The organism is Alphaproteobacteria bacterium PA2, assembly GCA_002256425.1.
Taxonomy (GTDB): Bacteria; Pseudomonadota; Alphaproteobacteria; order Caulobacterales; family Caulobacteraceae; genus Phenylobacterium.
The window spans coordinates 2,188,738-2,214,992 of the sequence record NKIZ01000001.1 but is presented as its reverse complement, the minus strand read 5'-3'; the positions used below and the strand labels follow the sequence as shown (position 1 = coordinate 2,214,992).

Below are 26,255 nucleotides of genomic sequence, written 5' to 3'. Positions count from 1 at the left end.
TGATGTAAAGGCCGCTTGTATCTGCGCAATGTCGTATATTGGCGTCGCCGACACCGGAATTTGGAATTGAAGGCTGATCTTGTCGACCAGATTCCAGATGCCGATTTTGCTGAAGTCTGAATGACTTACGATCCATGCCCCGGCCCATCCCGTATAGGAAATGTCACCGGTGAATTTGGCGCGGATATTTGAAACGATTGCGCTCCACTGCGAGACATATTTGTCTGAAAACAGGAAGTCATTCTCGTAGCCGAGATAGAGCGTGCCAAATCCATTGCTGGCCGCAGCAGTCGCCAGGGTGTTGAAGACGCCTGGCGCATCCCTAAAGAAATTTTCAAACTTGAAATTGCTCGACGGCATCCAGCCGCTCAAGGGAGTCTGGGATCCATTCTGTGCAAAAAAGGGTTGGAGCGAGACGCTTAGGCCCAGAGACTTGGCATATTGGGCCAGGGCGTACATCCGGGTGTTGGCATTCACCACAGGCATGCTGCCGTCGTCTGTGATGTTGACGGCGAAATCGAAGACGATGCCGCCATAGCCGACGGATTTCATATGATCGATGAGGGAGTGCAGGTAGGCGTCGGAGAGATTGGCGCTGAAGTTGTCGTCGTACCAACCGATGATGCCGTTGTTGGCTAATGCGGGCGTTGTCATTTTTGGCCTCCCAGGTCCGGGAGGCGTTTTGGCCTGCCGGTCGGCGCGAGTCGGATCAAAATCGGAAATCGCTGGGCGATTTCGCTCAGGCCGTCAGCGCAGCTAGGCAAAACGCCGAGCGCCTCAGGGAAATTGGAGTCTAGGAATTGCAGGCTCATCCTGCATACCCGAGATTAGGTATGTCGCTTGCAATGATGCACCGAGTTCTGACCGACCCCTGAGCAACTGGGGTGAATTGGCGCTGGCGCCCCCGCGGGCCAATTCTCTGGAAAAACGGCCTTGCTGCGCGCTCAGAGTGGACCAACTGGACTGCTTGAAGTTCGGCCTTGGATGAAATGGCGCTTGGTAACTATCTGCGGATTCGGTCCTACCTTTATTGGGGGAGGGCGGGGCGCACGCTGATGGGCCGCGCCCTTCTCGCCTCTCAAGGCAAGATCTTGCTTGGTTTATGCTTGGAAGGATGAGGTGCTGACGCACCGACATCTCAGCCCGGAATGACGATCCCGCGGCGCATGGCCCTGTGGATGGCCTGTGCGGTTGTGTCTGGAACTCCGGCCTTATCGGCGAAGGTCGGCCATTGCTCGACCTGGCCATGGATCTCGCGGATGATGGCTTCGGCCTTTTTGGGCTTGAGGTCGCAGTAAGCGCCAAACCTCACGAGGTCGGCGAGATCGAAATGGTCCCGCTTGCCGTTCAGGCTCATCTGGTGCTGGTGGGTCCAGCTGCCATCGGGATTGTAGGCGTAGCTGACGTCAAAGGCCGGTGACAGGCGCCATTCGCCCTTGCGGTTCATGAGGAAGGCGATGTTCTTGACGTGGTCATCCTGGTTGCGGATCAGGATATTGAAGACCGCCCGCCGGAACTGCTGCTCGATGTCATGGGCGGGCAGGCCAAGCCGCCGGATGGTTTCCACGGCCTGCTCATAGGAATGGGCGCCCGCCGCATTGAAGTCGTAGTGGCGCAGGGCCGCCAGGGACTGCATGTGGAGCTTCTGGCCGCTGGCGGTGCGGTCGAAGCGCTGCGTCATGAAATGCGATCGGCCGCCCTCATGGTGGATACGGCATGGCGCCATGTCGATGCCGGCGGCGCGGGCCAGAAGATAGAAGCCGTATTCGATGAGGCCAAAGCCCTGGGGATCGGCCAGTTCCTTGTCCCGATTGTTGGAGACGCCGTCGAACTTCATCAGCCAGTAGGTGAAACCTTCCCCCGCAGCGACCTGGCCGGAGCGGAACTCCCCGGTCTGTTCGTTCCAGGCCAGTATGGCCTTGGCGCGGGCGCCGCCGGCTGATGTGCCGACGCGCAGGATCTCCTGCAGGGCCTCATGGTCATCCTCGCCCTTGAGGACGCCGGTGAGGTTTGTGCGGCTGTTTAAGACATCATTGGCCAGGCGGGTGAGGGCGTCGATCTCGAGACGCCGGGATTTGCGTGGCTCCCTCAGGATTGTCGGGTGAAACTCCAGGGCGCCCATGCCCCGCGTCCCGATATAGCAGAGGCGTTCGACCGGATTGAAGCTACCGGCCGATCGGCCTTGCAGGGCCAGCCAGGCGTCGATCAGGGCGTTGCCGAACCTGTCGGGCAGCGAGTCCGCCAGCAAGCCCGGAAGGCCCTTGAAGGCCTCCCGGGGCAGGCCGGGAAACTCGTAAGGGTCGGGGCTCGACGGCATCATGAAGGGCGCCAGCTCAATCTGGCTCTGGACGAAATCGGGCATGTACTGGAAGACGCCGATGGCTCGGTCATCGATCCAGCTGACCGCGCCAATGTCTCTGCCCCACAGGCGGACGGTGGCGTTGGTCATTGGTCTTCCCCATCGCCCCAGGCCCAGTCCGTGGCCCTGGGCGCCTCCGGCTGGCTTCGGGCGCGACGGCGCTCATGGCCTTCATTCTGAACGCGCTCCACCGGCCGGACTTCAGGATTGGGAAGGATGTCGAGGATTCGATCGCCGAGGTTGAGGGCGCGCAGGACCCGCAGGAAGGTGTCGAGCGAGATGTTCCTGCCGGCCTCCAGCCTCTTGATGCTTGGCAGGGAGGCGCCAGCCTCTTGCGCCAGTCGCGCCTGGGTCAGGTTGCGGCTCAGGCGGACCTTCGCCAGCCGCAGACCCAGATCCTGAAGGCTGGTCTCGACGGTTCCGGATACAGCGGCCTGATTGAGGGGCATTTATGATCTCTAATTCGCTATAATCGCATTTGGAGTATCATATATAATCCATTAAAAATCGGTCAATTCCTTAAGTGGTAAGGATCAAATATGATCCATAAGGCATGCAAAGGCACGATTGAGGTCATATTTAATCCCTTATAGGATCTGGTGACCTGAAATGGGAAGTGCAGGGACGCCGAGGATCCTGGTCCCGATCGCCCCAGGCCTGAACATGAATGGGCTCGCACCGGAAGCTGCTCTGGCCGGGAAGCCAGCCTACCTCGACAGGATGGTGATGGCGCAGGCCGCTTCCTCAATGCCCCAGAGACCGCCGCCGTTCTCAGCGATGGCGACCTTGGCGTTCGGGACCTGACGCGACCCGGCCTCTCCCCGAAGCTGGTCGACCAGTTCAAAGACCTGTCCGAGACCGGTGGCGCCGATCGGATGGCCCTTGCTCTCCAGGCCGCCGGACGTGTTGACGGGAATGCGGCCCCCCAGGGCTGTGTCACCCCTGATCGCCGCCTTGCCGCCTTCGCCAAACGGGACAAGGCCGAGGTTTTCCACCTGGATGACTTCTCCGACCGACGTTGCGTCATGGACTTCCGCCAGGTCGATGTCTTCAGGGCCAAGGCCAGCCGCTTCATAGGCCTTCAGTGCCGTGATCCTGCCGAGGTGGTTCTGCAGATCGTCGGGCGCCCGGTTGATGGAGGATCCAAGGATGCAGGCCCGGACCCTGATGGCACGACCCGCAGCGCCGAGCCTTTGCAGGCCTCTGGCATTACAAACGACAGCGGCGGCAGCTCCATCCGAGATGGGCGCACACATGGGCAGGGTGAGGGGCCAGACAATGCCGCGCGCCGCCTCCACCTCATCTACGGAGAAGGCCTGCCGAAATTGTGCGCGCGGGTTGGCGACGGAGTGCCCATGGTTCTTGGCTGACACCGCTGCAAACTGTCTCTGTGTCGAGCCATAGAGCCGCATGTGCTGGCGGGCGAAGGCTGCGTAGACGTCCATGAAGACACTGCGCCGCGCCGCAGGCGGCGGCAGGTCAGCCTCATCCATTCCCCCTAAGGCGAGGAGTATCCGCCGGTTGGCGTCAGGATCGCTGACATCCCACCCGGCGTCGAAAAGGGCGAAGGATCGGCTTCGGTCGGGATGGGTCATCTTCTCCGCGCCAAGGGCCAGGACAATGTCAGCGGCGCCAGAGCGGAGATAGGTGATGGCGCCGTGCAGAGCGGTCGTGGCGCTCGCACAGGCATTTTCCACATTGACGATGGGGCCGCCCTGAAAACCCAGGGGCCGCAAGGCCACCTGACCGCGGATCATGTGCTGGCCTTCGAGGGCGCCCTGTCCGGTGTTCGCAAACCAGACGCCTTCTATGGCCTGCAGATCACATCCGGCGTCAGCAAGTGCCTCTGTCAGCGCCAGTTTGGCGAGCGACCCGGCGCTGGACGCGGGGTGCTCGCCAAATGAGGTCATGCCGACGCCTGCAATGAAGACGTCCACGCCTGGCGCCTACAGGACCTTGTCGAGAGCGTAGAAGCCGGCCCAGAGATCAGGCATGGGGTCCCGCATCTGTCCAATGACCGGCAGATCAAAGCCCACATAAACAGGGTCGTGCGGGCTCCGGGCGCCCCGGTCAGTCCGGTTCTCTGGCCCACGGGTCTCGACGCCAGAGAACTGGTCCAAGATCGTCCGCATGTCCTTGGTGCGGACCAGGCGATCCATATCCCCGGCAATGGTGCGGGTGAGGATCTTCCACTCCCCATCGCGCTTTTCGAAGATGTCGATATAGCGGCCCTGGTGCCAGTAATCGAGGAACCCATCCCCCTCCGGATTGCGCAGGCGGTGGACCACGGACCACTGGCTTTCGCAGAAGGCCCGGTCGCCCTTGAGATCAATGATGGTGTTGGTGATAGCGTGGATGCTGGAGTCGACCTGCTTCAGGACAGGGATCACATACTCGCAGAATTCGTGAGCGTTGCCGCCGAAGAACCCGTGGTCGTCATAGCCATCGGGCCAATAGCAGGACTTGAAGGCTTCCAGGTCGCACCGGTCTGCGGCCCGGCAATAGCGATGAATGATGTTGCGGATCGCTTCGCGGTCCGAGAGGTCTTGCAGCTGGCGTTCGAGGGCGGCCAGGCGCGTTTCAACTTCCATAGTCATGTGGTCCTCCGTCTGTTCAGGTCTTGGGGGAGGCGACGACGCGGTTGGCGAGCCGCCCGATGCCAACGATTTCGAGTTCAATGACATCGCCGCTCTCAAGAAGTCGGTCCTGTTCGAGACCGCATCCGCCGCCAACTGTGCCCGACCCAAGGATCTCCCCGGGGTGCAGGGTTTCGCTGGTGCTGATGAAGCTGATCAGGTCCTCGAACGAATAGGTCATGCTGCTGGAATGGCCCTCCGAGCGGATCTCACCATTCACGCGGGCGATCATCGCCGCGTCATAGGGATTGAATTCATCGGCGGTGACAATGCAGGGGCCCAGGGCGTTGGCGTTGTCGAAATCCTTGGACTTTGACGGTCCAAGGCCGCTCGCCATCTCTGCGCCCTGGGTGTCGCGGGCGCTGAAGTCATTGAAGATGGTGAACCCGAAGATGTGGCTGCTGGCCTGATCGTGGGGAATATTGACCCCGCGCCGGCTGATGACGCAGCCCATTTCGAGCTCATAGTCCATCACCTTGGAGTAGGGCGGCCAATTGACCGTGGTGTCAGGGCCCGTAACCGCGAAGCGGTTGGCCTTGTAGTAAATGGGGCGATCCTTGAAGGCGGCCGCCATGGCCTTCTGCCGCTCCGTCGGCTCATTGGCGCCTGTGCGGCGCATCACTGCCTCGGCTGAACCCACGAGGTGACCCTCAAAGCACATGCAGTCACGGATCTGCACGGGCCGCGGAAGCGGCGCCAGCAGATGGACTTCGGCCCTGGGCAGAAGTCCGGACTCCGGCAGGGCCGCAGCCAGGGCTTTTGCCCGTTCCAGTCCAGGCCCTTCGGTCTCGATCAGCGCCTGCATGGAGACAAGGTCGGGATGGGGCTGTCCATGAATGGCGACCTGGGCGAGTTGCAGGTCAAGGACCTGCCCCTCGTCGATCAGGGCGCCCAGTCTCGGCTCGCTGGCGTCTGCCAGGGTGAAGGTTACGAGTTTCATGGTTGGCTCCGTTAGAAGTCGTAGCCGACCCTGACGCCGAAGGTGCGCGGCTCTGCCCAGACATTGCGTTGGGCGTTGCCCGTGGAGTTCAGAGCCTGACGCCGGTAACGCTCGTCTGTGAGGTTCCGCCCCCAGACGCCGGCTGTCCAGTTATTGATCTTGTAGGAGGCCGAGGCGTCGATAAGCCCCAACGATCCCTCGCTGGAGTTGATGTCGATGGTGTTGTTGTCGGACTCAAAGAAGATCTTGCTGCGCCAGGCGTAGGAGAGCCTCGCGGTAAGGTGACCCGGGCCAATGTCCTGGTCGTAATTGCCGGCGAGACTGACCGTGTTTCTGGGGGACCGGGGCATGGTGTTGCCACTGAAATCCTGCCCGGGGCGGAACAGGTATTTGTCGAACCGCGCATTCAGATAGGCGTAGGAGAAGTCGAGCGACAGGGCGTCAGTGAAGATCGCCTGTCCCTCCAGCTCAAGTCCGTCAATCTTGCTGTTGGCGGCGTTGCCGATCACAATGAGGGACGTGATCGGCGCCGGGGCGGGCACCAGGCGCAGAAGCTGCAGGTCCTTGTAATCGATATGGAAGGCTGCGGCATTCAGGCGGAGACGGTGATCCAGCAGGGTCGACTTGATGCCGACTTCAAAGGACTTGGCCTTTTCCGGCGAGGCTACCTGATCGGCTGTAAGGGCCGATGTTGCGAAGAACTGGAAGGCGCCAACCTTGTAGCCGCTCGACCAGGATGCATAGGCCATCATGTCGGGGGTGAACTTGTAGCTGACGCTCACCGACGGATCGAAGGATGACCAGTTGCGGGACACATCGCGCAGGAAGGGCGCAACGCCGATCTTCAGCGGCGCTGAGTTGTCGGTGTCATAGAGGACGTCCTTGTCATCTTCGCTATAGCGGGCGCCGATTGTGGTGGAGAGCTTGTCGGTAAAGTTCCAGGAATACTGGCCAAACAGGGCCTTGCTTGTCGACACCGCCTTGACGTGGAAGCGCCAGGTGGTCGGCCCCCCGCTGATCAGCCTCAAAAAGGCCGCCGACCCGAAGACCAGGCTGTCAGTCCGGTCATCGATCTCATGACCATAATAGGCGCCGAGCAGCCAGTTGGCCTTCTCGCCGGCATAGCTGGCGCGCAGTTCCTGGGAGACCTGCTCGGCGTCATCGGTCACCGGATTGGTGTAGAAGGGCAGGGAGGTCGCATCGATGTCGTTGATCTCGTCGATCTTCAGCTTTCGCGCAGCCGTGATCGAGGTCAGAGTCACCTTGCCGAGATTCCAGTCAGCCGTCACCGAGCCGCCATACATCTTCTTCTTCAGGAAGACGTCCGTTGCATCGCTGTAGGGGTGGTAGGGATCGTTGGTTACGGCCGGGACCGTAAAGCCTGGCGACAGGGCGCCTGGACCAAGGCCCTTGCCCAGTGGGTCGCTCACCAGAATCAGGGGCGGGCCGTCCATATGCGTATAGTCGGCCGCAAGCTTGACGGTCAGGTCATCTGACACCGTCCAGTTCAGTTTGCCGCGCAGGCTCAGGGAATCTTCGCTCCCGCCCCGAACGCCTGTGGCCACGCCCGCCTGGGTCCGAACCGGCTGGTAGCCGTCCCGGGAATTGTAGGTGGCGCTGAAAAGGCCGAGCAGCTTGTCTTGAACAATCGGACCGGAAACACCGCCAGAGAGGGAATAGAGATTGTCCCCGGAAATGGCTGAAGCTCCGGCGCCAGCCTCGATACGCCCCTTGACCTCGTTGGTCGGGTCGCGGGTCACCATGGAAATCGCGCCGCCAATGGTGTTGCGTCCATAGAGCGTACCTTGCGGGCCCTTGAGGACCTCGACCCGTGCGAGATCGTTCAGGTCAACCATCAGGCCGCCGAAACGCCCCTGGTAGACGCCGTCAATGAAGACACCGACCGAAGGATCGCTGCCCCCATCATATGAGCGCGTGCCAATGCCGCGCACATAAATCAGCGGCCGCGAGCGATCCGGAGCCTCGAAATAAACGCCGGGGGCGACCCGGGATATGTTGCTGAGGTCCGAATAGCCGGACTCCGTAAGCTTTGTTCCGGTGTAGGCGCTGACCGATAAGGGAACGTCCTGCAGGGACTCCGAGCGTTTGCGGGCGGTGACGACGACTTCCTCAATCGTCCCGCCATTGGTCTCGGCCGCATAAACGACCGAGGGGGCCAGGCCCGCGAAGGCAGCGCCGATCGCGCTCCCCAGCAGAAGCGCACGATACTGACGATTACGACTTCCCAACTTGACCATTTGAACCTCCCCTAAACCGGGCCGCTTCCAAAGAGCTGCCTTCAGTGGTACGAAAGAGGGTACATAAGTACCCCCGAGAGGTCAATGCCGATGCCCAGCGAAGAACTTCAGGCCTTCAATCAGCATGCGCGTGACGCGCTGAAGGCGGCTTTCAATGCAGATTATGACCCCATCGCCATGAGGGCCGCCCGCGAGGCGGCGCCCGTCCTTGAGCTGCAGTCCACCCTGCTTCCGGTCGGCGAAGGCCAGGTGGAAATGAGGCCGGGCGCCGCATGCCAGCGCCTGGTCGTTTATGTGGCGGGGGGCGGCTTTTGTTTTGACGCCAATGACACCCATCGGCAGCTGATCGATGAACTGGCGTCGGCGACGGGGTCTGACGCCTGCCTTGTCCGTTACAGGCTCGCCCCGGAGCATCCGTTTCCGGCCGCCTATGAGGACGTTGGCAGCGCCATGGACCATCTCATCGCGGCGCGTGGGGCAGAAAATCTAGCCGTGATCGCCGACTCGGCCGGAGCAGCTCTGGTTTTGTCCGTGGTCATGGCCAGGCTTGCGACAGGGGAGGCGCCACCCTGTCGACTGGCGTTTCTGTCAGCCCTGACCGACCTGGCGATGACCGGGCCATCCCACGTAGCCAATGCCGAGGCTGACCCCTTGTTCGGTCCACAGGCCATCATCCACAAGGCCATGCACTACCTCCAGGGCCACAATCCCACGGACCCGGCGGCTTCGCCCTTCTGGGGAGATCCCTCAGGCCTGCCGCCAATGCTTTTCATCGTCGGGAGCACCGAGGTGATGCGCGATGACTCGGTGCGGTTTGTCGACAAGGCGCGGGCGTCGGGCGTTGATGCGCGTGTGTCCATCTATGAGGAAGCGCCACACACCTTCCCTCTGCTGGCGCGGTTTCCGGAAACCATCGCGGCCATCGGCGAGGTCGGCGACTTTCTGCGTCAGGCTTGGCCCTAGGCCTGAGGCGCGAAGAGGCCTTTCAGGAAGAGCTCATAGAGCTCGGAAAACCCGTCGCTGAAGCTGATCCCGGCATTTTCCAGGAAATTGGGTTCATTCAATCTTCCGACAGCGGCCAGGAACACCTCTGCGACCAGGGCCGTATGGAAGGGTCTGAAGCGACCGCGGCGCTGCCCGTCTTCGACAATGTCCCGCAGGACTTTTGTCCGCTCGCGCTGATGTGTTTCGAGCAGGGCGAGGGCCGGCCTGTAGCTCTGAACATCCTCCAGAAACCTTCGGCTCGCGGCCTGGGACTGGCTCACGCCTGGATCGAGATAGGCGATGATCCGCTTTTCTGGATCATCGTGTTGCAAGGCGCCCTGCCAGCCCAGATGCCGGATCCGTTCGAGCCAACGCTCGACAACCAGAAGGAAGAGTTCCTGCTTGCTGGAGGCCAGGGCGTAAAGCGTCCGCTTCGAGCATTTCAGGCGCGCGGCGAGTTCATCGACGGTGACATCGCGAAAGCCCTCCTCGAGAAACAGCCGCTCCAGCGCGTCAATCAGATCGCGATGCCGCTCGCTTACGGTGTTCGGACGATCTAGGCGCATCGTGCGCGAGGCTCCCCTGGGTTGCTGTTCATTGCCATAGCCTACGCGCGGCCCACCGCCAATCAATCCCGCCGGTCCTTTACAGGTACAAACGTACCTTCTAAATTACCCACAATTGAATGTGTGCGTGATTGGGGATTTGAGCAATGACGACGAGGCCAACCTCGGCCAGCCTGCTCCTTGGCGCAATCAGCCGTCATGGCTCGCGTACAGCCCTCATTGTTGGTGGGCAAAGGCTGACCTACGCCGACCTCGACGCCAGTTCCGATCGGCTTGCGGGATACTTGAAGCATCGAGGTCTGGGGCGCGGGTCCCGGATTGCCCTGCATCTGCGTAACTCGGCGGAATATGTGATCTCCGAGCTGGCCATTCTGAAGCTCGCCGCGGTCCGGATCCCCTTGAATGAACTCATGGGCCGGATGGAGCTTGCATATTGCCTGCAGCATGCTGAAGCCCAGGTCCTCATCGCCCATGCCGGATTGCCAAAGCCCGAGGGCCTGGACCCTGGCCTATCGCTTATACGGATCTGCGCGCCTGATGGCGCCCCTGGGGAAGAGGAAGACGTCTCCTGGGATGAGGCGCTCTCGCACCAGCCCATTGACGAGGCCATCCTAGCGGCCCCGGACGACATGGCCATCCTTGCCTATACCGGCGGGACAACGGGCAAGCCGAAGGCTGTCCAGCACGCCTACGGTCGCATGGCGCAGAACCTCTTCGCTCACATCGTCAGTGGCGACATTCGGTCTGACGAGGTCATGCTGCTGACGACGCCGCTACCCCATTCGGCGGGTTACCACATGGCCGCATGCCTGCTTCAGGGCGGGGTCACGGTTCTTCAGCAAAAGTTCGATCCAGCCGGCTTCCTCGAAACCTGCGCGCAGACCAAGGCGACCTGGACCTTTGCGGTCCCGACCATGCTCTACCGCTTGCTGGACGCCATGGGCGACGACACAGCCAGGATCTCAAGCCTTCGGACTGTGGTCTATGGCGCTGCGCCCATGAGCCGGCCGCGGCTGGAAGAGGGACTTGCCAAGCTGGGGCCGGTTTTCATCCAGATTTACGGGCAGACAGAGTGTCCGAATTTCATCACCACCCTGAGCAAGGAAGATCACCTAGATCCTGCCCTGCTGGCCTCCTGCGGACGCGCCGTCCCCTTCCTGGAGGTACGGATCGCACCCTCGGCGGAGGCGCCGGTCGGCGAAGTCGAGGTTCGATCGCCTTACCTTCTCACCCAATACTACAAGGATGAGGCGGCGACCTCGGCGGCTCTGTCAGGCGACTGGCTGCGGACCGGAGATCTGGGCTATCTCGACAATGGCTATCTGTTCCTGGTCGACCGGGCCAAGGACATGATCATCACCGGCGGCATGAATGTCTATTCCAGCGAAGTCGAAACGGCCTTGCGTCAGCATGAATCCGTCCGGGAAGTCGCCGTGGTTGGCCTGCCTGATGATGACTGGGGTGAGGCCGTCACCGCCATTGTGATCTCCGATGGGACGACATCCCCCGCAGAGCTGCGTGACTTCGCAAAATCGCGGTTGTCCGCCTACAAGGCGCCAAAGACCGTGGTCTTTGTAGAAGCCCTGCCCCTGACCACCTATGGCAAGGTCGACAAGAAGCGTCTGCGCCAGGAGCTGTCTGCGGGCAGGGCGCCGAAGTGATCTTTCGTGATCATGGGCACAAGCTGGCATGGACCGTTGGGGTCCTCCTCCTTGCCAACACAATAGGCAGTATTGATCGCACAGCGCTGTCGGTCCTGTTGCCGCAGATCAAGTCGGAAATGCACCTGTCAGACACCCAGCTGGGTCTGCTCACGGGGCTCGCCTTCTCTGCCTTTTACGCCATCTTCGGCATACCTCTTGCGCGCATAGCAGACCGTGGCCGACGCCCTCTGTTGATTGCGGTCACCATGACTTTCTGGAGCCTGATGACAGCCGTCACTGGCCTGGCGCAGGGCTTTGCCCAGCTCATAGCTGCGCGGATGCTGGTGGCCATCGGAGAGGCGGGCGGCGTGCCCCCCTCCCATTCCCTGATCACCGAGCTCGCCCCGGAACATCGTCGTCCTCTGGCCCTTGCAATCCACTCGGCTGGAGCCCCCCTTGGCGCCCTGATTGGCCTGGCTGGCGGCGGAATTCTTGCCGCCGCCTTTGGATGGCGTATCACCTTCGTCATTCTTGGTTTTGTGGGCCTGCCGGTCGCGCTTGTAGTTCTGGCGGTGATTGATGAGCCCAGGCGAAATGCCGTTGTTGAACCCATTCCGGCTGCCTCAAACCCGAGCCCACTTCTCAAGAGCCGGACATTTCAATTGCTGATGGCCGGTTTTGCCCTGGGCGCCTTCGCCATGGCCGGCCTGCTGCAGTGGCTCCCGAGCTATTTCTCGCGGGCCTTCCACATGCCCATTTCTTCTGTCGGCCTGCAGTTTGGCCTCAGCTACGGTCTGGGATCCATCAGCGGCATGCTTGGGGGAGGTTGGCTTGCGACCGGCCTCATGCGCAGGGACGCCCGCTGGGCCCTTCGCCTGGCCAGCCTGCCCTATTTGGCAGCTTTCCTGCCGCTGCTCGGCATACTTCTGGCGCCGGATCCGAGGCTCGCCATGGCGCTGGTCTTCATCGGTACGTCTCTCGCATCCATGGCTTACGGCCCGGCCTACGCCATGATCCAGACTGTAGCGCCGCCGCAACTGAGGGGGCTTGCATCCGCCATCTCCCTTTTTGTCGCAAATCTGTTCGGCGCAGGGCTGGGGCCCCTGGCCGTTGGCTGGTTGAGCGATGTCTTTGGGGGAGACCCTGCAGGTTCCCTGCGCGCCGCCCTAATCGCCCTGTTTCCCGTACTTGCCATGCCCGCCGTGCTCTATGCGCTGGCTTCGCGCGCCTATGGCCGGGAGACCATACCGAACTCCTGATTGGGTGTGATGTCCGCAGAGTTCAAGGTGAGGTGAACGGGCGCTCCGGAAAGCTGCTTGAACCACGGCCAAATGGGCCGTCAACGAACCTTGCGGTCCCACCTGCCATACGAAACCCTCCATGCGGACTTCTGGCGAGCGGTCTGTCACGGGCCTGGTCAGGGTCAACCCGGCTCGCTTCCTTCGCCTGCGGCTGCGTGCAGCTCGCCCCCTTCGGGCGCGGGGTGTGACCCTGGCCTTTGCGGCCCATGATCAGGGCTCTCCATGAAGCCGCGGGACGGTCCTGCGGCGCCTGGAGGACCTAAAGGTGACGCTTCTTCAATCCGCACCAGCTGACCAGTTGCCCCGCCGATCCATCGTCATGGATCATCTTGTCTGGAACGGGGTCTCGATCTCCATCAGCTATGAAGCCGACTGGCTTGGGCTCTCCGTCTCAAAGCTCGACCTTGCCTATGCCCACCTTGAGCTTCAGGTCCTGGCTCCGAAGGGCGCGCCCCTGCCTGTGACCGAGACGGGTTATCGCTCGGAATTCCTCGACTGCGGACTGGTGGAGGGCGCCGGTGGGCTGAAGGCCTTTGTCACGGGCTGGCTGGATGAAGCGGCCCGTGGGCTCTCATGGCGAGTCGCCCAGGCGAAGTGGGTGCAGGGGGATCTGTTCGGGTAGGGGGCTTCGGTAGTCTCTAGGTAAGCGCCCGGGCTTGCAGTCTCGCCTTCCAGAGGGATGCGCGTCCTATGAGTTCGTCAATCACATCGATCTGCGGATAGTCATCCCTCAGGCGCTCGAGTTCCTCGAACCGAAATGACTCTTCGCCCTCGGTCGCCCAGACCGACTGCAACAATTGGTGGGGACTGGTCCCGAGGCGGAGGGCGGACCACAGGCTGTCGCGCTCTGAGTCGACGTGCTGGCTGATATCTACCCACACATCGCCTGTCGCCGAGCAGATGACCGCGAAGACCCCGAATGCGGGCTTCCTGTCGATAGGGTTCATTTGCAGCTCCTTTTCACCCGGATGTTATTACTCCTTATTTTATCCGGGTAAATAGAGCTTCTCTCAGGCGGGGTGGATGAAGCGAAGCGATTTCTCTCCCGGCCGGTCGTCCAGGCGAAGCAGGACTAGGGGGACCTGTTTGACTGGGGTTGGTGGTCCACGGGGCGTGAAGGGTTCGCTCCGTGGAAGGACTAGCCCACGTAAGCAACTGGGTCGAATTCCTGGCCATAGAACGAGACCGAGGTGATCCTGTTGAAGGATCGCACGTCGACCTTACCATTGGTCAGCATTGAGCAGATCAGCCCTGAGGCAATGGCCTCGCCGAGCCGCCAATAGGCTTGCGGCGGCAGCCCGACGGCAATCTCGAATACACTTCGCGTCGCGTGAATGTAGCCAAAGCGGCTTCGTTGTATCGCATCAGGCGCCAGTTTCCTGGGTTCAGCGAGAATGGGTTCGGGCCGGATCGTGGCCGTGCCTTTGCGGCCCTTGAAGCGATCGGGCCAGATGCACTCAGTCTCGAACTGCAGTGACTCGTATTCGTTGAAAGGCTCCCATTCACGAAGCTTCCGGTCGTGCTCGATCGAAAAGCTGTAGTGCATGGAGGGTGCGGTGATGTGGAAGACATATTCCTCATATTCGCGTCGTGCCGTTTTGGAGCGTGCCATGGGCGCCTCATTCTGGAATTCCTCCAGAATGTGACCTCGTGAAATGTGGTTGAACAAGTCGGTATGAAGGTGATGCCGGGACCCTCGTATATGGTTTTCTGGCAGGCCCTGTATGCTTGGCGCGAGAGGCAGGTGGAATCAGGACACGGAAGCTTCGTCTGGTGACAAGTCGCTGTCCTCGATGTAACTTGCCGGAGTGAGACCTCCGGAATGCACTGGCGTTACCGGATCGTTTCCTGCGTCGTCTGCGAGACGATAGACCCCGAAATCACGGATTTCGGCAAAATCGCGAAAACCCCAATGATTTCAAAACCAAGTGAATTTGTCGGGATATTTGACGGCATTCAAGGGCCGAAAATATTTTTTGCATATTTATTTCAACGACTTAACCCACTTGTCGACAATTGAGTGGGAGTAGGGGGCGGGGCTAGCTCCCCAGGGCTGTGATCTCCACCTCGGCGCCATTCACCAGCGCAACATCGCCGACCGCCTTGCCCAGCAGGGCCCGGGCGAGGGGGGAGACGTGGGACACGCTGCCCTGGGCGGGGTCAGCTTCGTCCTCCCCGACAATGCGGTAGGTCAGGGTGCGGCCATCCTCGCGCTCGATGGTCACCGAGTGGCCGAACATCACCGTGTCAGCCCCCTCGGGCGTCTCCAGAAGTTGCGCACTGGCGCGCCGGGCCGAGAAATAGCGCAGATCCCGCGTGGCCCGCGCCATGGCGGTCCGGTCCGTATTGATGTCGCCGCCAGCCCGCGCCGCCGCATAGGCGCCCTGAGCCTCGGCCAGTCCGGCCTCCAGCTGGGCCAGCCCCGCTGCGGTCACCAGATTGGGATGGGGCGAGATCGGCCGGTCGGGCAGGTTTGCAGCCTGGGACTCGGCATCCTCTTCCTTGGTGAAGGCGACGGACATGGGTGGTGCTCGGGCGACCGACGACATGCGGCCAAGTGGTCAGCTTAGGCCACCAGCTGCGGGGAGGCTACGCTTGGTCCATCTGTCTGCCGCCGCCTGTCCCTGAAACCCGCCGCTTGTCCTGCAGATAGGCGCGAATAGCGGGGTCGTTGGACAGACCAATGGCGCGGTCATAGGCCGGGCCAGCATCCATCCCTGCCTTGTGCAGAAGGTGCGCCTTACATGCCCAGTAAGCCTGATAGGACTGGGCCAGGCTGGCGTCGATCTGGTCGAGCAGCCCCAGGCCAGCGTCCGGACCCTTTACATCGCCGTAGGCCGCCGCCCTAGCCACAAGAATTCCGATGGTCGGGCTTTGCAGGGCCAGGAGGTAGTAAAGGGCCACCTGGGCTCCGGATTGCACCTCGCCATTCAGCCTCCCCATCACATGAACCGATTGAATGGCCGCTTCAGCCTGGAAGCGTCCGAACTGCCCTGTCTTTGAGGCGGTGGTCAGAAGGCCTTCCGCCTCAGCGATCATGCTACCGGACCACAGTCGGGGATCTTGTTCATCCAGGGGGACAAAGGCGCCCTCGGGGGTCCGCCGGGCCTCTGTGCGCGCCTGGCAATAGAGCATGAGCGAGAGCAGGCCCTTGGGCTCTGGCTCTTGGGGCAAGAGGTCGACGGTGAGCCGGGCGAGGTACAGGGCCTCTTCGACCAGTCCCGGACCAGCGTCTCCGCCGGGCCCTGCATCCCATCCCGTTCCGAAGGCCACATAGATTGCCCGCAGGACGGCGGAGAGCCGCTCGGAAAGTTGTTCGGGTTCGGGGATCTGAAACCGAAGTCCGGCGTCACGGATCTTGGTCTTGGCGCGCACAAGGCGCTGACTCATGGCCGTAGGAGACGTCAAAAAGGCCGAGGCGATCTGCCCGGCGTCTAGGCCCATGACCGTCTGCAACATGAGCGGGGTGCGAACACCTTCATCGATGGCCGGGTGGGCGCACACGAACAGTAGTTGCAGGCGGTGATCCGGAAACGGGCCCTGACGCTCTGCCTCGCGTTCCTCGATCAAGGTGGTCATGGTCGGCGTCGCGCCAGTCTTGACCTTCTCGTGACGGAAGGCATGGCCGATGGTCCGGCGGGCTGCTGTGAGCAGCCAGGCTTCAGGGCTTTCCGGCACGCCCCGTTCCGGCCAGACGCGAAGGGCGGTCTGGAAGGCCTCGGCCAGGGCGTCTTCGGCCGCGGCGATATCGCCGGAGCGGGCGGCGATCATTGCGATCAGCCGCCCATAGGATCCGCGCGCCACCCGCTCGGCGGCAAGGCGCGCGGGGTCGCTCATCCTGCGGCAGGTCCCATCATCACCGGACGGATCTCGACACTGCCATTGGTTGCAGCCGGAGACCGGGCCGCCCAGGTCATGGCGGTGTCCAGATCAGGAACTTCGATCACGAAATATCCGCCGAGGCTTTCCTTGGTGTCGGGGAACGGGCCGTCCTGCACCTCGGTCTTGCCATCGCGAATACGCAGGGTGGTGGCGGTTTCCGGTCCCTGGAGACCGTCGCCGTTGATGATGATCCCGGATTCCCGCATGGCGCCGATGAAGGCCGTCCAGGCGCCCCAATAGGGGCCGGCTTGCGCCGGGTCCTGTCGGGCCGCGAAGATCTCTGTGCTTTCATTGAATATGAGCATGTATTGCATCACTTCTCTCCTTGGTGCGTTGGAAGTCAAATTTCCCGCTGGCTTCAGACCAGCGCGCCCACCGGCGTGCTCGTCACTAAGGTGAGCCTCGACCGGCGGACAATTCGACAGGCTGCAGAATTAATTCTCCAAGCCTGAAGGTCTGGACCTGGCGGATTGCGAGGTTTTGGGCCTTTTGCACGCGCGCTGAACACATTGAATGCGCTAGGTGACAAGCTATCCAGTTCCGCTGATCGGATCGAACCATGTCCCCCACCCCCCGCATAGCCCTCACCAGCGACCACGCCGCCATCGCCCTACGGCTGGCCATTTCCGCCCATATGACGGCCAGGGGCTGGCAGGTCGTCGATATCGGGCCCGCTGAAGGTCAGAGCACGCCCTATCCCGAACAGGGGCGGGCGGCGGCGCAGCTCGTCGCATCGGGGGATTGTCGGTTCGGGATCATCCTGTGCGGGACAGGGCAGGGGATCATGATGGCGGCCAACAAGGTGGCGGGCATTCGCTGCGGGGTCTGCAGCGATACCTTTTCAGCCCGCATGATCCGCCAGCACAATGACGCCAACATGCTGGCCCTCGGCGCCCGGGTGGTGGGCGAGGGCCTGGCCCTGGAGATTGTCGACGCCTTCCTCGCCGCCGAATTCGAGGGCGGCCGGCACTCCGCCCGGGTGGCGATGATCGAGGGTGGCTAGCCCAATCGCACCTGCCAGAACTCGGTTTCCCCGCCCTCAATGCCGTAGTCGCTGTCGCTGGCCAGCAGCAGGTCATGCGGCCCGATCAGGATCATGCCTTCGAGGTCACCGCAGATTGCGGTCTCTACATCGGTGGAGAGGACCAGTTCCTTGTCCAGGATGGCAAAGCCGTCCTGTCCCGCCTGTTCCAGGGTGGGCCTGTGCTCAGGATCGCTCCAGATGGGGCTCAGGGCGGTCTCCGGGCCGGGTCGGACCCGGTAGATGTGGGTGGAATGGGTCACCCGCTCCAGCACCAGCAGGCCGCCATCAGGCAAGGCTGTCAGTTCGCTGACCTTGATGTCTGACCGTTCGACGGGCCCGGCTTCGATGTCGCGGACAAAGCTTTCAGGCGGATCGAGCTGGTAGGCGTGCTCGCCGATCAGGGCGCCGCTCAGGGGATCCAGGGCCCAGAGGCGGACGATCTGGCCCTCATCATGGGCGGTGCGATCGGGATGGGCCAGGGGGCTCTGGAAGGCGACATAGAGGACGGCGCCATCGGCCGACAGGGTCACGCCCTCGAAACCCCTGTTAAGTTTGCGGGCCAGGGCCAGGGCGGGAAGGGCCTCCACCACCGGCACAGGAGAGCCCTCGAACATGGCCATGCCGCCCATGGGGATCAGGCGGCGCTCGACCACGCCGTCCTCCCGCGCAAGCAGGAGGGAGGGGCCATACTCATCGGCGATCCAGAACCGGCCATCGGGCAGGGCGGCGATCCCTTCGGTGTCGGCGCCGAGGCTGGAGGGCGGCAGAGGTTCGCCGTCGAGACTGAAAGCGGGCTCGCTTTCCATGCCGCTGAGCGGGGTTGGCGGGACGCCGGTCAGGGGCGATCCGTCCATGGCCTTCAAGGGCATGGCGGCTTCAAGCACGATCTGGTCCCCGGTCAGCCGGAACCGGGCCAGGGCGGGACCGCCGCCCGGCAGGGGCATGACCCTGGCGCCGTCAATACCCGCAAGGGACGCCAAACCCGTCAGGCCATAGCGCGCCATGGCGTCCTTCGGCTTGATGTTCGGCCCGCGATCCCCGACGCCCCAGAAGACCCCGGGTGGGTCGCTCGCCCGGCGGACCAGACCTGACGCCAGGCTGCGGGTCAGGGTCATGGCCCCCGAGGGTGTGGGAATGACCGCCAGGGGCGGGTCCGTCCAGGTCAGGCGGAGGGGTGCGGAAGGTTGCGAAGTCATGGGGTCACTTGTGGGCATGTCAGGGCTGAGGGCAGTCGGCCGCCCTATCGCTCCTGTGCTCCCTTGCCGGCCAGTATGTGGGGACGGAACTTCTCGATGCGGGCAGTGCGCGTTGCCGACTGTTTGGCGCCCTTGAGGTTCAGCAGGTAGCTCTTCTGGCGGCCCGGGGTGAGGGCGGCGAAGGCCTCGGCCAGTTCAGGGTCGGCATCAAGGGCTTCAGTCAGCTCTTCGGGTATCTCGATTTCCCGCTGCGACTTCGGCGGCCTTGTCCCGGCCCGGGCGTGGTCCATGAGCTGACGGATGAAGGCGCGGATCACCCGTTCCCGTTCCGCCACCTGGCTGACCGCGGTGAAGCGGAGCATGCCGGAGGTCTGGGTGCCCGGGCCCTGGGGTTCGAGTACGCCCTCGGCGTCTTTCAGCAGGCCGGGGTTCATGAAGCTTAGGCGGAAGTCGCCGCGAAAGGCGCCGAAGATGACGATGTTGCGCCCGGCGTACATGTAGCAGGGGTGGGCCCACTTCACGGTCTCTTCCAGACCCATGTCCCGGCAGATCCGGCGCAGGGCGTTCAGGCCCTCGATCCAGGGCCTGGTCGAACAGTCCGCCATGGCGAACCGCTCACACCGGCCGCAGCCCTTGATGAAATAGTCGTCGGGGTCGGTGATCATCGCCATATTGCGACGAAGTATGGGTGTCTGTCCGGGCCAAGGCAATCGGGCCCGTTGCAGTCTGCCGTTCGTACGGAACCGGCGGATCGAGGGGCCTGGGGCGCCCCCCGATCTATCCGGGCGAGGATCAGAAATCGAAGAGGTCCGCCAGTCGGTTGCGGCGTTTGCCGTGGCGCCAGTGGTGGTCGTCATCGTCGTCGTCGCGGTCCCGATACTGGGTCCGCGGCCGCTCCTGGCCATAGACCGGCGCCCGGGCCTGCTCGGCCTGCACCTCCTCGCGGACCAGGGCGATGAGTTTTTCCAGTTCGCCCTTGTCGAGCCAGACGCCGCCAGTGGAGGCGCAGACGTCGAACTCGACGCCATAACGGATGACCTGCCGCATGGGGGCGCCATCAATGGGGGAGGAAATGAGGGGCATGGGTGTCTCCTGATCAGGCGTTCTGGGGGCGGCGGACCCGGCCGGGACGGGGCGCCGGGCGGTCGGCCGGGGGCGGCCGCCGCACCGGGGCGGGAATGAGAAGGGGGGCCGGGCCGGACGGCAGACCATAGGGGCTGGAAAAGGCCATGCCCTGCAGGGCGTCCTTGACGGCCAGTCGCCATTTCTTCAGCAGATGGACCCTTGGCCAGTTCGGGCTGGGGGCGCTCTGCTCGCGCTCGATCTCCTGATTGAGCTGGCTGCGGCGCTTCTGCAGTTTATGGATGGCTGGACTAAACATGTTCGCTCCTCTCTTCGCCCCGCCGAACCCCGTGACCGTCTGGTCAGGGGCGCGTCGGGCGCGGGTTCAATCGGTCAGAGCGTGGGCTGGGCGGGCAGGCGCCCGCAGACCACGTCCCGGCTGTTGCAGGAGCTGTGAAGAGGGCGCGTTCGCAGGGGTATTGACCGAGCCGACTTCGGGAAGCTCCCGATGCGGTCCGACATCACGGCCTGCCGTTGTGGCAAACTGTCAGAGGGGCCCGGCCCGCACGATCAGGAGGTGGGAAGCGGCCCGGCGGCCGTCAAGGTGACGGCCCCGGATTTTTTCAAAAAAGGTCAGGCGGCGATTACTTGCCAATGATATCCAACAGTTCGACCTCGAAGATCAGGGTCTCATTGGGGCCGATGTCCGGTGGGCTGCCGCGGTCGCCATAGGCCAGATTTCCCGGAATGACGAAGCGGAACTTGGCGCCCTTGCTCATCAGGGCCAGGCCCTCGGTCCAGCCGGAGATGACCCTGTTCAGGGGGAAAGAGGCCGGTTCATTGCGGGCATAGCTGGAGTCGAACTCCTTGCCGTTGATCAGGGTGCCCCGATAGTGGACCTGGACCGTGTCGGTCGCTGAAGGTTTGGGGCCCTCGGCAGCCCGCAGTACTTCGTATTGAAGGCCGCTGGCTGTGGTGGTGACGCCGGCACGCTTGCCGTTTTCGGCCAGGTACTGGAGGCTGACCTTCGCCGCTTCCTCCCGCTTCTGGACCTCAACAGCCTGCAGGGCGACCTGGAACTTTTCCATGGCCGCCATGAGTTCAGCTTCGGGAACCCGGCTGGGCTTGCCGGCCAGCACGTCAGCAATGCCCTCTGACAGCTTGTCGACCTGGGGGCTCAGGCCCTGATTGCGCAGGCTGTCGCCGATATTGCGGCCGATAAAATAGCTGACCTTGTCCATGGGAACAGAGGCCATGGGGTCTGCGGCGGAGGTCGACGGCGTAGGTGTGGTCACGGGCTTTCCCTGTGCAATGGCGTTGGAAGATGACGCCGACAGGATCGCGACGACAGCGAGGAGAGGTCTGAGCATGGGCCCGTGTAACGGAGCCCGCCCCCTGACGTCAAAACCTTACGGGATGGTCGGGCGGAGAGGTGGGCCTGTCTCAGGGCTCTTGGGAGATCAACCCGCCAGGGCCCGGGTATAGGTTCCCATGTCAAAATAGTCGCGCCAGGCGGCGATCCTGCCGTCGCGCAGTTCGAAGACGCCGCAGCAGGGCAGGTCGATCTGCTTCTCGCCGACTGTGATGTGGTCTACCCGCTCCGCCATGACCAGATCGCCCTGGGCGGTGATGTTGAGGATGTCCCAGTTCGTCGCCGTCCAGTTCCCGAGAAAGGCGGCGATGAAGGGTCGCAGGGCGGCCTGACCCTGGATCGGGCCAATGGGCATGTTGTGATAGATGCCGTCCTCGGTGAAGAAAGCGACCAGCTCATCCGGATCCAGCCGGGGCCAGGCGTCAATGAACCGGCGGATGGTGGCTTCATTTTCCGACATGCAGGGTTCCTTCGGTCATGCAGCCCTGGCCTGGCTGGCCTTGTTATCAGAACCGCCCGGAGACCTGGAAACCATAGATCAGCGATCCCTCTGACGCCCCGTCGGACTTGCGGACCTCTACCCGGGAAATGGTCCCCGATGCCCGGCTGCCGGCATAGAAGCTGCGGGTCCGGGTCTCTTCCGAGGTCAGGACATTGTTGAGGAAGACCCGCAGGGTGACAGGCTTCAGAGCCGTGGTTTCCACGAAGAAGTCGATACGCGGTTCCTTCCGGACATACTTGAACTCTTCGGCCAGCCGGAATTCCCGCCGACCCGCCCACTGGGTCAGGGTGACACCCCATGACGATTGCAGGGCGGGCAGGTTCTGACGGAAATTGACCACATAGGCCCAGTCCTTGTTGCCACCGTTCAGGGCAGGAGATCCCGCCGCTGTGCCCTGGCGCTCCAGAGGCACGGAGAAGGACCGCTTCTGTCCGGTAACCGGGTCGGTGACCCGGGTCTGCTGGTAAATGCCGTTCAGGCGCAGTTCGGCGCCCGGCACTCCATACTGCTCAAGGGGAAGAGTGGCGCGGATCTCGGCGCCGATCCGGGTTCCCTTGCCGATGTTGCCGAAGGCGTCGACGCCGTTCAGGACCACAAGGTCGTGGACATCCTCGATGGCGTCATAAAAGGCCACTGCGGTCACGGCTGTGCGGGCAGCCAGGCGGGATTCCCACTCCACCCGCATCTTCCAGGCCTTTTCCGGCTTGAGGCCGGGATTGCCGATGATGGTCGAGGTGTTCACGAAATCCACGGCGCTGCTGAACTCGGCAAAGTCCAGCTGGGAGACATCGCGGATCAGGCTGGCGTTCAGGGTGGAGGCCGGGCCCAGGGTGTAGGTCGCGATCAGACGGGGCTTGATGTACTTGAAGTCCCGCTCCTGTTGCCGGTCCCCCGACTGGGTGATGCGCGAGGTCTCCATATTGAGGTCGGTTTCCAGGGTCAGGCGCGGCGTGATCGTCCAGATGTCCGAGGCGAAGATCTCGGCCCGCACCTCTTCCACCCGGGCGTCGGCAACCGGCAGGACCACCCGGGTCGGCGCCTTGCCGGGCAGCTGGCTGGTGATGGCCAGGCCGGTGTCGCGATAGTTGAAGGCGCCCTCTGCGCCGAATTCGAGGGTGTGGGCGCTGGTGGCGCTCCACTTGACCCGCCCACGGGCGATGCGCTCGCCATTAGTGGTGCTGCGGTTCTGGGTCCGGGTCACGAAGGTGGAAGGCGCGGCATAGGTTTCGAAGACATCACGCTGATCGAGGCTTCCATTGGAGGCCAGAACGATCAACTTGGCCGACAGGCTTGAGCTGAACCGGTGCTCCCAGGCGCCACCCAGCTCCATGGTGTAGTTGTCGCCATAGGTGGTGCGCCCGAGAATGGACGAGGTCAGGGCGCCATTGGGCAGGCCTTCCAGCTGGAAGGAGTTCGTCTTGTTCCAGTTGGGGACGTACTGCAGGTTGAGGTTCACCGAGTCCATGGGGGTGGCCTGCCAGCGCAGGTTTGCAGACCCCTGGATCCCGAAATTGGTGGGTCGGCCGACAAAAATCCTCGACCCGGTTTTCACCCCTGCGCCGGTCATCAGCACGTCGCGGTTTTCGCTGCGGCCCAGAATATTGGGGGACTGGATGTCCAGGGCGAGCTCCGCCTTCGGGCCCAGCTGGATGGATCTGGAGGCCTGGGTAAGCCAGGCGATACGCTCTGAAAATTCGATATGGCGCAGGCCAATGGCGTAGCTGGTCGATGAGTCCTTCTTGGTCGAGCGGGTGACCACATTGACGAACTGGGACTGACCCCGGACATCGGCCTGGGCGCTGGTGCCGGCTATGACTTCGATCCTGGCCACGTCACCGGCGGGAATGCGCTTGAGCAGGTCGGACGGAGTCGCTTTTGAACTGGGCCGTTCGCCATTGATCAGCAGGTTGCCGGCCGAACCGCCAAAGCCGCGCCGCTCGTCGCCATCCTTGAGTTCGAAGCCGGGAATGCGCGAAACCATGTCCGCCGCCGTCACCGGGTTATAGGCCGCGAAATAGGCGGGAGCGAAGGTCGCCGTATCACTGGGCGCGGCCGCCGGGGCCGTCGCCAGAGGAGCAGCAGCCTGGGGAGTTGCAGCCTGGGGAGCTGCAGTCTGGGCCAGGGCCTCCGGGGACAGGGCCGTTCCGGCCAGTATGGAGGCCGCCGCGAAAAAGGCTGTTCTCTTGACCATGGTCCTGGCGCCCCCGACGCGTTCCTGGCAGCCCCGGGGTCAGCATACTGACGGGACGTCTAAGCCGCCCTATCATCATGGAACGGGATTGCATGTCCAGTGTACAGGCCAGGCGCGGCCGACTGAATTATGCGGAATGACGCGGCTTTGCGCAGGTTCCAGCTTCGGGTTAGCTTCCGCCCCTCCTGTATTCAAAGGCCCGAGCCCCATGCCGTTTCCTGACAGTCGTCATCTGGTTGATCCCGAACTCCTGCCCATGGTGGACTCCATGCCGCCCCTGGAGCTCAGCGCGGAAATCCTGCCGGCCATGCGGGCCCGGCCGCCCATGTTCGAGGTCAAGCCGGAAGACCTGCGACGGAGCGAACTGGTGCAGAGAACAGTTCCGGGACCGAAGGACGCGCCCGAGGTCGGGGTCGCCATCTATCGGCCGGCTGGGGCGGAGGGCGCCTTGCCCTGCATCCTGCACATTCATGGCGGCGGCTATGTGAGCGGATCGCTGATGTCCAATGAGGCCATGCATCGGCCCCTGGCGGCAGATCTGGGCTGCGTCATCGTTTCGGTGGACTATCGCCTTGCGCCGGAGACCCGTTTTCCGGGGGCGGTTGAAGATTGTTACGCCGTCCTGGCCTGGATCAACCAGAACGCCGCTGAGCTTGGGGTGGACGTCGGGCGGCTTGGCGTCATGGGCGAAAGCGCCGGGGGAGGACTGGCGGCGGGCCTTGCCCTGCTGGTCCGGGACCGGGCCGAGTACAGTCTGGCCTTCCAGCACCTGATCTATCCGATGATTGACGACCGGACCTGCACAACAGCCGATCCCCATCCCTTTGCCGGAGAATACGTCTGGACGGCCAGAAGCAATCACTTCGGCTGGTCCTGCCTGCTGGGACAGGAACCCGGCGGGGCGGGTGTGTCACCCTATGCTGCGGCGGCGCGTGCCGAGAGCGTAGCGGGCCTGCCACCCACCTATATCGCCACGGGCTCTCTGGATCTCTTCCTGGAAGAGGATCTGGAATATGCCCGACGGTTGTTGCGAAGTGGCGTTCCGGTCGAGCTGCACGTCTATCCCGGCGCCTTCCACGCCTTCCAGTGGATGCGTGAGGCCTATGTCACCCTGCAGGCCGGGCGGGACAGCCAGAACGCGCTTGCCCGCGCCCTGGCCTGAGGATGCCCGAACTCAGCGCCCGTTGAAGACCGGCGGGCGCTTTTCCACAAAGGCCACCGAGGCGGACTTGTGATCCTCGGTCATCATGGTGCGAACCATGTGCATGGCTTCCAGATCCAGCAGCTCGGACAGGGTGGAAGTCTCGGCGGCGTTGAGGTTGCGCTTCATATAGCCCACCGCCAGGGTGGGCAGGCTGGCCAGGTAGCTGACATAGGCCTGGGCGGCAGCGGCGAAGTCTTCCGGCGGAGCGGTCTTGGTGACTATGCCCAGGGCCAGGGCCTGTTCGCCGGTAAGGACGTCGGCGGTGAAGTAGAGTTCCCGCGCCCGGGCGCTGCCCACCAGCTTGCTGAGGAAATAGGACCCGCCATAGTCGCCCGAGACCGCGATCTTCGAGAATGCGGTGGTCAGCTTGGCCGTCGAAACGCAGAAACGCAGGTCGCAGGCCAGGGCCAGTGACAGGCCCGCACCGGCCGCCGGGCCGGGCATGATGGCCACGGTGGGCTTGGGCATTTCGTGCAGGACCTTGACCACCTCCATACCCCTGCGAAGACCGGCCACCCTTTGCTCCATGCCGGGACCACCGCCGCCTCCGGCCCCGCGACCGGTGTCGGCGGCGAAGCCCTTGACGTCTCCGCCGGCGCAAAAGGCGCCTCCGGCCCCGGTCAGCACGACAACACGGACATTCGGGTCAGCAGCCAGTCTTGGAACAGCTTCTGAAAGGCCGTCGAGCATTTCGCCGGTCATGGCGTTGCGGGCCTCGGGACGGTTGAGCGTCAGGGTGGCGACGCCATCGACGTGGGTTTCAATGAGGTGGGAGGTCATGAGGGATCCTGGGTCGTCGTGATCTTGTTGACGTCACCATGCTGCGGCGGGCCGCAATTGCAAGTCTGACCTAGGGGGAGGGGACAGGGACCGGGGTTAACCACGTTTCAGGAAAACCTGTTGCTCAGCCCGGAGAGCTGGTTAAAAGTTTCCTAACAGTTAGGACTTTTTTAACGTGTCGACCCTGAAGCGCATCGCTCCGTACTTGTTGATCGGCCCGATCAGCGGCCCGCTGGTCGCCGGGATCGTGATCAATTGGCGGGATGGTCGGCCAGGCCTCGCCGCCATGTACGGCTTCTTCCTGCTGAACTACGCGGTCTTCCTGCCGGTCGTGACGGCCAAGCTTGGTCTCAGC

At 63.0% G+C, this 26,255-nt stretch carries 26 protein-coding genes; 6 read left to right on the top strand and 20 right to left on the bottom strand.

Going from position 1 to position 26,255, the window contains the following annotated elements:
• Positions 1-1,138: 1,138 nt before the first annotated feature.
• The 6 genes from CFE28_10675 to CFE28_10650 all read right to left on the bottom strand — a co-directional run bounded on the left by CFE28_10675 (position 1,139) and on the right by CFE28_10650 (position 8,193).
• On the bottom strand, positions 1,139-2,449 hold the full coding sequence (locus tag CFE28_10675; protein OYU70412.1) for a toxin HipA: 1,311 nt from the start codon (positions 2,447-2,449) through the stop codon (positions 1,139-1,141).
• Positions 2,446-2,808 carry a transcriptional regulator gene (locus CFE28_10670; GenBank protein ID OYU70411.1) on the bottom strand — a complete coding sequence of 121 codons (363 nt, stop codon included), beginning with the start codon at positions 2,806-2,808 and terminating at the stop codon, positions 2,446-2,448. The genes CFE28_10675 and CFE28_10670 overlap by 4 nt, the downstream gene beginning before the upstream one ends.
• 258 nt (positions 2,809-3,066) lie before the next feature.
• The gene (locus CFE28_10665) at positions 3,067-4,269 is read right to left on the bottom strand and encodes a thiolase (GenBank protein OYU71669.1); all 1,203 of its coding nucleotides are present in this window, start codon (positions 4,267-4,269) and stop codon (positions 3,067-3,069) included.
• Between the two features lie 36 nt (positions 4,270-4,305).
• Positions 4,306-5,043, bottom strand: a complete 738-nt coding sequence (locus tag CFE28_10660; protein ID OYU70410.1) for a hypothetical protein — start codon at positions 5,041-5,043, stop codon at positions 4,306-4,308.
• Positions 4,973-5,935 carry an isomerase gene (locus CFE28_10655; GenBank protein ID OYU70409.1) on the bottom strand — a complete coding sequence of 321 codons (963 nt, stop codon included), beginning with the start codon at positions 5,933-5,935 and terminating at the stop codon, positions 4,973-4,975. The genes CFE28_10660 and CFE28_10655 overlap by 71 nt, the downstream gene beginning before the upstream one ends.
• Before the next feature lie 11 nt (positions 5,936-5,946).
• Positions 5,947-8,193, bottom strand: a complete 2,247-nt coding sequence (locus tag CFE28_10650) for a hypothetical protein (protein OYU70408.1) — start codon at positions 8,191-8,193, stop codon at positions 5,947-5,949.
• 84 nt (positions 8,194-8,277) lie between these two features.
• Between CFE28_10650 and CFE28_10645 the strand changes: the two genes are divergently transcribed.
• The gene (locus tag CFE28_10645; GenBank protein ID OYU70407.1) at positions 8,278-9,156 is read left to right on the top strand and encodes an alpha/beta hydrolase; all 879 of its coding nucleotides are present in this window, start codon (positions 8,278-8,280) and stop codon (positions 9,154-9,156) included.
• On the opposite strand, the gene CFE28_10640 is transcribed toward CFE28_10645, so the two are convergent.
• Positions 9,153-9,743, bottom strand: coding sequence for a hypothetical protein (locus tag CFE28_10640; protein OYU70406.1), 591 nt, complete (start codon positions 9,741-9,743; stop codon positions 9,153-9,155). The genes CFE28_10645 and CFE28_10640 overlap by 4 nt on opposite strands.
• Positions 9,744-9,889: 146 nt before the next feature.
• On the opposite strand from CFE28_10640, the gene CFE28_10635 reads away from it, so the two are divergent.
• From CFE28_10635 to CFE28_10625, 3 genes are all read left to right on the top strand, one after another.
• Positions 9,890-11,404, top strand: a complete 1,515-nt coding sequence (locus CFE28_10635; GenBank protein ID OYU70405.1) for an AMP-dependent synthetase — start codon at positions 9,890-9,892, stop codon at positions 11,402-11,404.
• Positions 11,275-12,645: an MFS transporter gene (locus CFE28_10630; protein ID OYU70404.1), complete on the top strand. Its 1,371-nt coding sequence runs from the start codon at positions 11,275-11,277 to the stop codon at positions 12,643-12,645. The genes CFE28_10635 and CFE28_10630 overlap by 130 nt, the downstream gene beginning before the upstream one ends.
• A gap of 361 nt (positions 12,646-13,006) precedes the next feature.
• On the top strand, positions 13,007-13,309 hold the full coding sequence (locus CFE28_10625; GenBank protein OYU71668.1) for a hypothetical protein: 303 nt from the start codon (positions 13,007-13,009) through the stop codon (positions 13,307-13,309).
• A 16-nt stretch (positions 13,310-13,325) separates the two neighbouring features.
• Here CFE28_10625 and CFE28_10620 read toward each other — a convergent pair whose 3' ends face one another.
• The 5 genes from CFE28_10620 to CFE28_10600 form a co-directional block, all read right to left on the bottom strand.
• Positions 13,326-13,634 (bottom strand): hypothetical protein, encoded by a 309-nt coding sequence (locus CFE28_10620; protein OYU70403.1) that lies wholly within the window; start codon positions 13,632-13,634, stop codon positions 13,326-13,328.
• A 191-nt stretch (positions 13,635-13,825) separates the two neighbouring features.
• Entirely contained in the window at positions 13,826-14,356 is a 531-nt protein-coding gene (locus CFE28_10615; protein OYU70402.1) for a hypothetical protein, read from the bottom strand.
• A gap of 370 nt (positions 14,357-14,726) precedes the next feature.
• The gene (locus CFE28_10610; protein OYU70401.1) at positions 14,727-15,209 is read right to left on the bottom strand and encodes a transcription elongation factor; all 483 of its coding nucleotides are present in this window, start codon (positions 15,207-15,209) and stop codon (positions 14,727-14,729) included.
• A 67-nt stretch (positions 15,210-15,276) separates the two neighbouring features.
• Positions 15,277-16,524, bottom strand: coding sequence for an RNA polymerase subunit sigma-70 (locus tag CFE28_10605; protein OYU70400.1), 1,248 nt, complete (start codon positions 16,522-16,524; stop codon positions 15,277-15,279).
• Positions 16,521-16,883, bottom strand: a complete 363-nt coding sequence (locus CFE28_10600) for a hypothetical protein (protein OYU70399.1) — start codon at positions 16,881-16,883, stop codon at positions 16,521-16,523. The genes CFE28_10605 and CFE28_10600 overlap by 4 nt, the downstream gene beginning before the upstream one ends.
• A gap of 245 nt (positions 16,884-17,128) precedes the next feature.
• On the opposite strand from CFE28_10600, the gene rpiB reads away from it, so the two are divergent.
• On the top strand, positions 17,129-17,572 hold the full coding sequence (rpiB, locus tag CFE28_10595; GenBank protein OYU70398.1) for a ribose 5-phosphate isomerase B: 444 nt from the start codon (positions 17,129-17,131) through the stop codon (positions 17,570-17,572).
• Here rpiB and CFE28_10590 read toward each other — a convergent pair.
• From CFE28_10590 to CFE28_10560, 7 genes are all read right to left on the bottom strand, one after another.
• Positions 17,569-18,807 carry a hypothetical protein gene (locus tag CFE28_10590; GenBank protein OYU70397.1) on the bottom strand — a complete coding sequence of 413 codons (1,239 nt, stop codon included), beginning with the start codon at positions 18,805-18,807 and terminating at the stop codon, positions 17,569-17,571. The genes rpiB and CFE28_10590 overlap by 4 nt on opposite strands.
• Before the next feature lie 26 nt (positions 18,808-18,833).
• Entirely contained in the window at positions 18,834-19,460 is a 627-nt protein-coding gene (locus tag CFE28_10585) for a hypothetical protein (GenBank protein ID OYU70396.1), read from the bottom strand.
• A 121-nt stretch (positions 19,461-19,581) separates the two neighbouring features.
• Entirely contained in the window at positions 19,582-19,872 is a 291-nt protein-coding gene (locus tag CFE28_10580; protein OYU70395.1) for a hypothetical protein, read from the bottom strand.
• A gap of 13 nt (positions 19,873-19,885) precedes the next feature.
• On the bottom strand, positions 19,886-20,170 hold the full coding sequence (locus CFE28_10575; protein OYU70394.1) for a hypothetical protein: 285 nt from the start codon (positions 20,168-20,170) through the stop codon (positions 19,886-19,888).
• Positions 20,171-20,495: 325 nt separating this feature from the next.
• Complete coding sequence (locus tag CFE28_10570) at positions 20,496-21,221, bottom strand: hypothetical protein (protein OYU70393.1); 726 nt, start codon at positions 21,219-21,221, stop codon at positions 20,496-20,498.
• Positions 21,222-21,311: 90 nt separating this feature from the next.
• Positions 21,312-21,683, bottom strand: a complete 372-nt coding sequence (locus CFE28_10565; protein ID OYU70392.1) for a limonene-1,2-epoxide hydrolase — start codon at positions 21,681-21,683, stop codon at positions 21,312-21,314.
• A 46-nt stretch (positions 21,684-21,729) separates the two neighbouring features.
• Positions 21,730-23,916: a hypothetical protein gene (locus tag CFE28_10560; protein OYU70391.1), complete on the bottom strand. Its 2,187-nt coding sequence runs from the start codon at positions 23,914-23,916 to the stop codon at positions 21,730-21,732.
• A gap of 208 nt (positions 23,917-24,124) precedes the next feature.
• Here CFE28_10560 and CFE28_10555 point away from each other — a divergent pair, with 208 nt between their 5' ends.
• A complete protein-coding gene (locus CFE28_10555; GenBank protein OYU70390.1) occupies positions 24,125-25,078 on the top strand; it encodes an arylesterase in 954 nt (317 codons plus the stop codon).
• A gap of 12 nt (positions 25,079-25,090) precedes the next feature.
• Here the strand turns inward: CFE28_10555 and CFE28_10550 are convergent, their stop codons facing one another.
• On the bottom strand, positions 25,091-25,900 hold the full coding sequence (locus CFE28_10550) for an enoyl-CoA hydratase (GenBank protein ID OYU70389.1): 810 nt from the start codon (positions 25,898-25,900) through the stop codon (positions 25,091-25,093).
• Positions 25,901-26,255 lie beyond the last annotated feature (355 nt).

Coding starts and splice junctions, on each gene's coding strand:
- CFE28_10675 (OYU70412.1), bottom strand. CDS start 2,449: ATGACCAACGCCACCGTCCGCCTGTGGGGCAGAGACATTGGCGCGGTC.
- CFE28_10670 (OYU70411.1), bottom strand. CDS start 2,808: ATGCCCCTCAATCAGGCCGCTGTATCCGGAACCGTCGAGACCAGCCTT.
- CFE28_10665 (OYU71669.1), bottom strand. CDS start 4,269: ATGACCTCATTTGGCGAGCACCCCGCGTCCAGCGCCGGGTCGCTCGCC.
- CFE28_10660 (OYU70410.1), bottom strand. CDS start 5,043: ATGTCATTGAACTCGAAATCGTTGGCATCGGGCGGCTCGCCAACCGCG.
- CFE28_10655 (OYU70409.1), bottom strand. CDS start 5,935: ATGAAACTCGTAACCTTCACCCTGGCAGACGCCAGCGAGCCGAGACTG.
- CFE28_10650 (OYU70408.1), bottom strand. CDS start 8,193: ATGGTCAAGTTGGGAAGTCGTAATCGTCAGTATCGTGCGCTTCTGCTG.
- CFE28_10645 (OYU70407.1), top strand. CDS start 8,278: ATGCCGATGCCCAGCGAAGAACTTCAGGCCTTCAATCAGCATGCGCGT.
- CFE28_10640 (OYU70406.1), bottom strand. CDS start 9,743: ATGCGCCTAGATCGTCCGAACACCGTAAGCGAGCGGCATCGCGATCTG.
- CFE28_10635 (OYU70405.1), top strand. CDS start 9,890: ATGACGACGAGGCCAACCTCGGCCAGCCTGCTCCTTGGCGCAATCAGC.
- CFE28_10625 (OYU71668.1), top strand. CDS start 13,007: ATGGATCATCTTGTCTGGAACGGGGTCTCGATCTCCATCAGCTATGAA.
- CFE28_10620 (OYU70403.1), bottom strand. CDS start 13,634: ATGAACCCTATCGACAGGAAGCCCGCATTCGGGGTCTTCGCGGTCATC.
- CFE28_10610 (OYU70401.1), bottom strand. CDS start 15,209: ATGTCCGTCGCCTTCACCAAGGAAGAGGATGCCGAGTCCCAGGCTGCA.
- CFE28_10605 (OYU70400.1), bottom strand. CDS start 16,524: ATGAGCGACCCCGCGCGCCTTGCCGCCGAGCGGGTGGCGCGCGGATCC.
- CFE28_10600 (OYU70399.1), bottom strand. CDS start 16,883: ATGCAATACATGCTCATATTCAATGAAAGCACAGAGATCTTCGCGGCC.
- rpiB (OYU70398.1), top strand. CDS start 17,129: ATGTCCCCCACCCCCCGCATAGCCCTCACCAGCGACCACGCCGCCATC.
- CFE28_10590 (OYU70397.1), bottom strand. CDS start 18,807: ATGCCCACAAGTGACCCCATGACTTCGCAACCTTCCGCACCCCTCCGC.
- CFE28_10585 (OYU70396.1), bottom strand. CDS start 19,460: ATGGCGATGATCACCGACCCCGACGACTATTTCATCAAGGGCTGCGGC.
- CFE28_10580 (OYU70395.1), bottom strand. CDS start 19,872: ATGCCCCTCATTTCCTCCCCCATTGATGGCGCCCCCATGCGGCAGGTC.
- CFE28_10575 (OYU70394.1), bottom strand. CDS start 20,170: ATGTTTAGTCCAGCCATCCATAAACTGCAGAAGCGCCGCAGCCAGCTC.
- CFE28_10570 (OYU70393.1), bottom strand. CDS start 21,221: ATGCTCAGACCTCTCCTCGCTGTCGTCGCGATCCTGTCGGCGTCATCT.
- CFE28_10565 (OYU70392.1), bottom strand. CDS start 21,683: ATGTCGGAAAATGAAGCCACCATCCGCCGGTTCATTGACGCCTGGCCC.
- CFE28_10560 (OYU70391.1), bottom strand. CDS start 23,916: ATGGTCAAGAGAACAGCCTTTTTCGCGGCGGCCTCCATACTGGCCGGA.
- CFE28_10555 (OYU70390.1), top strand. CDS start 24,125: ATGCCGTTTCCTGACAGTCGTCATCTGGTTGATCCCGAACTCCTGCCC.
- CFE28_10550 (OYU70389.1), bottom strand. CDS start 25,900: ATGACCTCCCACCTCATTGAAACCCACGTCGATGGCGTCGCCACCCTG.